This is a genomic window from Mesorhizobium sp. M7A.F.Ca.CA.003.01.2.1, assembly GCF_003998945.1.
Lineage (GTDB): Bacteria > Pseudomonadota > Alphaproteobacteria > Rhizobiales > Rhizobiaceae > Mesorhizobium > Mesorhizobium ciceri.
In genome coordinates, this window is the sequence record NZ_RZRA01000478.1 from 1 (window position 1) to 4,230 (window position 4,230).

Below are 4,230 nucleotides of genomic sequence, written 5' to 3' on the forward strand. Positions count from 1 at the left end.
GTGTCGTCCATGCTGTCTTAGTCGGATGGCCAAGCTCGTCCGTCATCGTCACCGCATTCAGCCGTGGGTTGACGCCGGTTCCCGTGGCCAGTTCGTTCAAGTAAGTGCGCTGGCTTGAATCCGGATTGACCGTCTTCACCAGCCGGTCGGCCCAGTCGTAGCTGTTGGTGGTCCACTGTGCCGTCTCACCGACGAACCTCGGGAAGGCGGTACGCAGCACATTGCCGCGAAGATCGTAGTCGGTCTCGGCAATGCGTCTTGCACTGGCCGCCGTCTCTCCGGGGGTTTCCACGCGATAGACCCGGCCAAGCCCGTCATAGAAGGAGCGGGTAAAATCCTCGCCGGCGCCCCCACTCGCGCCATTGGGCAGCGGGGTGTACTTGACCAGCGCCTGTGTCGCCGGATTGCCCTCGTTCTCGAAGCGCGTCTTGGTATAGGCGCCGGTGACGCTCTGAGAGACCTGATAGGGCCGGCAGAAGGCGTCATAAGTAAAGGTTTTGACGAGACCATTCGGGTCTGTCTTCGTTGCCGGCAGGCCGCACACGGCATTGTAGGTGGCGGTCGAAACAAAGCGCGCGTCGGCGACCTGTCCGCGGGAGGACGCGCTCCTTTCAAGACGATCGGAATAGCGCGTGAGAAGTGATCAGGCCAGCAAATGCGCCAGCAGCGCCCTTAGTTGGGCCGGCTTCAGCGGCTTGCGCATCAGTTCGATGCCGCCGGAGCGGGCGGCCTTGGCGACGGCTTCCGAACTGTCGGCGGTGACGATCAGCGCCGGCACGGCGCGGCCGAGATAGTCGCGGACTTCGGCGATGGTCGTGGTGCCGAGATCGCCGCCGTCGAGATGCTGGTCGGCAATGACGATGTCGGGCACCCAGTCGGTGTCGCCAAGCATGTCGAGCGCATCGTCGGTCGAGGTCGCGGCCCGCACCAGGCATTGCCAGCGTTCGAGCAGGAAGGTCATGGCTTGCAGCACTTCGATATCGTTCTCGACCAGCAGCACCTTGGTGCCGAACAGGCCATAGCCGCGCGGCCGTTCCATGTCGGCAACGCTGGCGATGGCATCGGCTGGCGCACCGATGCCGACGGGTACATCGATGTGGAAGATCGTGCCGCGTCCGACCTTCGACGAGAATGTCACGGGATGACCGAGCGCGCTGGCCATGCGGCGCACGATGGCGAGCCCGAGCCCGAGACCGCCACCGTCCAGTTCGGCATTGGCCGGCGAGGTGCCGCGGTGGAACTCCTCGAACACCGCCTCGCGCTGGTCGTCGGGAATGCCGCAGCCCGTGTCGGCGACGTCGATGCGGATGGTGTCGCCGCGATGCCTGGTGCCGACAAGCACGCCGCCCGAGCGTGTATAGCCCAGCGCGTTGGAGAGAATGTTCTGCAGGATACGGCGCAGCAGCGTGCGGTCGGAGCGGACCACGGCATGGACCGGCCGGAATTTCAGCGACAGGCCTTTCATCTCCGCCACCGGCAGGAAATCCGAGCGGAGCGACGAGAACAGCGCCTCCAGGCTGACGTCGCTTATGTCGGGCTGCACCACGCCGGCATCGAGCTTGGAGATGTCGAGCAGGGTTCGCAGCAGGTCCTCCATCGTCTCCAGCGAGCGCTCGACCTGCCGCACCAGTTTCTTGCCCTCGTCGCTGGTCTGAACTTCGGCGAGCGCCGAAACCGAAAGGTGGGCGGCATTCAGCGGCTGCAGCACGTCGTGACTGGCAGCGGCGAGGAAACGGGTTTTTGACAGGTTCGCCAGTTCGGCGTTTTCCTTGGCGGCACTGAGGTCAATGTTCGACTGCTCCAGCCGCCGCAAGGTCGAGTGAAGTTCCTCGGTACGTGTACGCACCCGGTTTTCCAGCGAGATCGTGGTCTGGAACAGCGAAAAGGCGTTGCCTTGCTGGTCCATCGAGCGCTCGACGCGGCTGACCAGTGCCGCGTTGATCTTCTTCAGCTTTTCAAGATCGTTTATGTCCCTCAGCGGCATCTTGTTGCGCCGTCCTATTCCGCCGCCTGGCGCTCGCCGAAGGCGATGCCGGTGAAAGTCTGGTTCAGATGCATCGACCGGTACTGTTCGCCATAGGTGCCGAAACCGATGACATTGTTGACCCGGTAGAGTTCCGAGATTTCGCGAAACACCTGCCGATTGCGTGCGTCCAGCCGGCGCAGCACGCAGTCGAAGCCGAGGATCATGTCGATACCGCCAAGCCTCTCCTCGACGTCGCGCAGGGCGGCGCGCGTCGATTCGACCATGTCCTTGGGCTGAGCGATCGACAGCACGACGCCATCGTCTATGGCGCAGAAGAACGACAGCGAGCCGTCGGCATGCATCTTCTGGATCGACCGGCAATAATATTGTCCGCCCACCTTCACCACCACGGGATGCGAGGCGAAGCTCAGTGGCGTCAGCATCTGCGCGACGATACCGACGGACGCGGCATATTCCTGCGCCGCATTGGTGGCGTTGAACTCGCGCACGATGCGGTGATCTGGATCGGAAGCCGTCACCACCAGTTTCTCATCGGTGGGAACGAAATTGTCGGTCTTGAAGACATGGAAGGGAATTTCGGTCGATATCAGCACGATGATGGCGCTGTCGGAGGTGACCTTGCCGTTCGAGATCAGGCGCGTCGTCTCGAATTTCAGATCGTCGCCGGCGGAGCCGCCAAGCAGCGGAATGTCATCGAGACCCCAGTGGATGGCTGAACTCACCGCTTCTTCGGCATAGGAGAGCCCGTCGATGAAGCAGAGCGCGAAAGTGCCTTTGGTCCGATCGCAACCGAGGCGCGCGCGCAGCGATCGCCGCAGGGTCTCGACCTCGCCGGTGATCCTGTCCATACCCGACGAGGACAGATTTTCGACCATCACGCTGACGGCGGTAAACGCGGGGGACGGAAGCAGCATGGCCAGCACATGACCATCCTCGAGACCTTGCGGCGTGATCTCGCCGGCAGTCGAGCAGCCGGCGTGGTGGAGCGCCGGCGCGTGGGTCATGAGCGCCTGGGAAAGGGCGCTGGCTTCGACCAGGCTCTGGGAAAAGAACAGCAGGGCAAAGCCCGCGTCGATGGCGGCTGCTTCCAGTGCGATCGCCTTGGCGAACGCCTCCATGTCGGGCTCGTCCGTGGTGAGCGCCGACAGGCCGCATGCATAGCGCGTCTGTGAATTGGCCAGCGATGTTCTCCGCATTTCCTCCGACGCTTTTTTGTGCGCGGCTGTTTTAAATGCTTCTGGCGCGCGGGCGTCGACCGACATTGTTGCCTTCAATCGGCGGTTTGGCAATGGGGCCACCGGCACCGCATGTTTGGGGGCGGCCATGACCGAAAGTACAATGTGCCGCGTTTGCGACGTGCTGTTTTTTGTCCGATGTGCGGTGTACCAATAACGCATGGCCGATGCGCCAACGCCGCGTTGGCAACGTGATGACCAAGGTTGATACCCAGGGAGGGACCATGTCGGACGTTTCGTTGATGGTGAACGGAAAGCGGGTCAGCGGTGCTGCCGAGGACCGAACACTTCTGGTTCACTTCCTGCGGGAAAATCTCGGCCTTACCGGCACGCATGTCGGTTGCGACACCTCGCAATGCGGTGCCTGCGTCGTCCACGTCGACGGCAAGGCGGTCAAATCCTGTACGATGCTCGCGGTGCAGGCCTCCGGCTCGACCGTGTTGACGATCGAGGGCCTGGCAAATGGCGCCGACCTGCATCCGGTGCAGGCCGCCTTCAAGGAACATCACGGGCTGCAGTGCGGCTTCTGCACGCCGGGCATGATCATGACGGCGACCGACATGATCGGCCGCCACCCCGAAGGGCTCGACGAGGCGACGGTGCGTGCCGAGCTCGACGGCAACATCTGCCGCTGCACCGGCTACCACAACATCGTCAAGGCGATCCTCGCCGCATCGACGACGATGAAGGGGTCGAAGGGTAAGGCGAAACAAGCGGCTTGAACGAGGCAGTAGGGCAATAAGGCAGTAGGGCAGTAGGGAATCGGAGCCAATTTTTCCCTACTGCCGTACTGCCCTACTCACCTACTCCCCTACAATCTCGGGAGGAATTTCTGATGGGCATTGAAGGTGTTGGCGCTCGGGTCGCGCGCAAGGAAGACAAACGATTCATCACGGGCGCCGGCCGCTATGTCGACGACATGGTGGTTCCCGGCATGAAGCACGCCGCCTTCGTGCGCAGTCCGCACGCGCATGCGCAGATCAAGAAGATCGATGTGAAGAAGGCCCA

The 4,230-nt window shown here is 62.6% G+C and carries 4 protein-coding genes and 1 pseudogene; 2 read left to right on the forward strand and 3 right to left on the reverse strand.

The window, feature by feature from the left end:
- The 3 genes and pseudogenes from EN969_RS19120 to EN969_RS19130 form a co-directional block, all read right to left on the reverse strand.
- Nucleotides 1-544, reverse strand: a pseudogene (locus EN969_RS19120) (hypothetical protein); the annotation flags it as partial.
- A gap of 99 nt (nucleotides 545-643) precedes the next feature.
- Complete coding sequence (locus EN969_RS19125) at nucleotides 644-1,984, reverse strand: hybrid sensor histidine kinase/response regulator (protein WP_013531263.1); 1,341 nt, start codon at nucleotides 1,982-1,984, stop codon at nucleotides 644-646.
- A gap of 14 nt (nucleotides 1,985-1,998) precedes the next feature.
- Nucleotides 1,999-3,183 (reverse strand): FIST signal transduction protein, encoded by a 1,185-nt coding sequence (locus EN969_RS19130; protein ID WP_050580471.1) that lies wholly within the window; start codon nucleotides 3,181-3,183, stop codon nucleotides 1,999-2,001.
- A 263-nt stretch (nucleotides 3,184-3,446) separates the two neighbouring features.
- Between EN969_RS19130 and EN969_RS19135 the strand changes: the two genes are divergently transcribed.
- Entirely contained in the window at nucleotides 3,447-3,944 is a 498-nt protein-coding gene (locus EN969_RS19135; protein WP_013531265.1) for a (2Fe-2S)-binding protein, read from the forward strand.
- 113 nt (nucleotides 3,945-4,057) lie between these two features.
- The coding region (locus tag EN969_RS19140) for a hypothetical protein (protein ID WP_164758348.1) at nucleotides 4,058-4,230 on the forward strand (173 nt) is incomplete at its 3' end.

Bases quoted from the DNA above. Each gene is read 5' to 3' on its own strand.
- EN969_RS19125 (WP_013531263.1), bottom strand. From the start codon at position 1,984: ATGCCGCTGAGGGACATAAACGATCTTGAAAAGCTGAAGAAGATCAAC.
- EN969_RS19130 (WP_050580471.1), bottom strand. From the start codon at position 3,183: ATGCGGAGAACATCGCTGGCCAATTCACAGACGCGCTATGCATGCGGC.
- EN969_RS19135 (WP_013531265.1), top strand. From the start codon at position 3,447: ATGTCGGACGTTTCGTTGATGGTGAACGGAAAGCGGGTCAGCGGTGCT.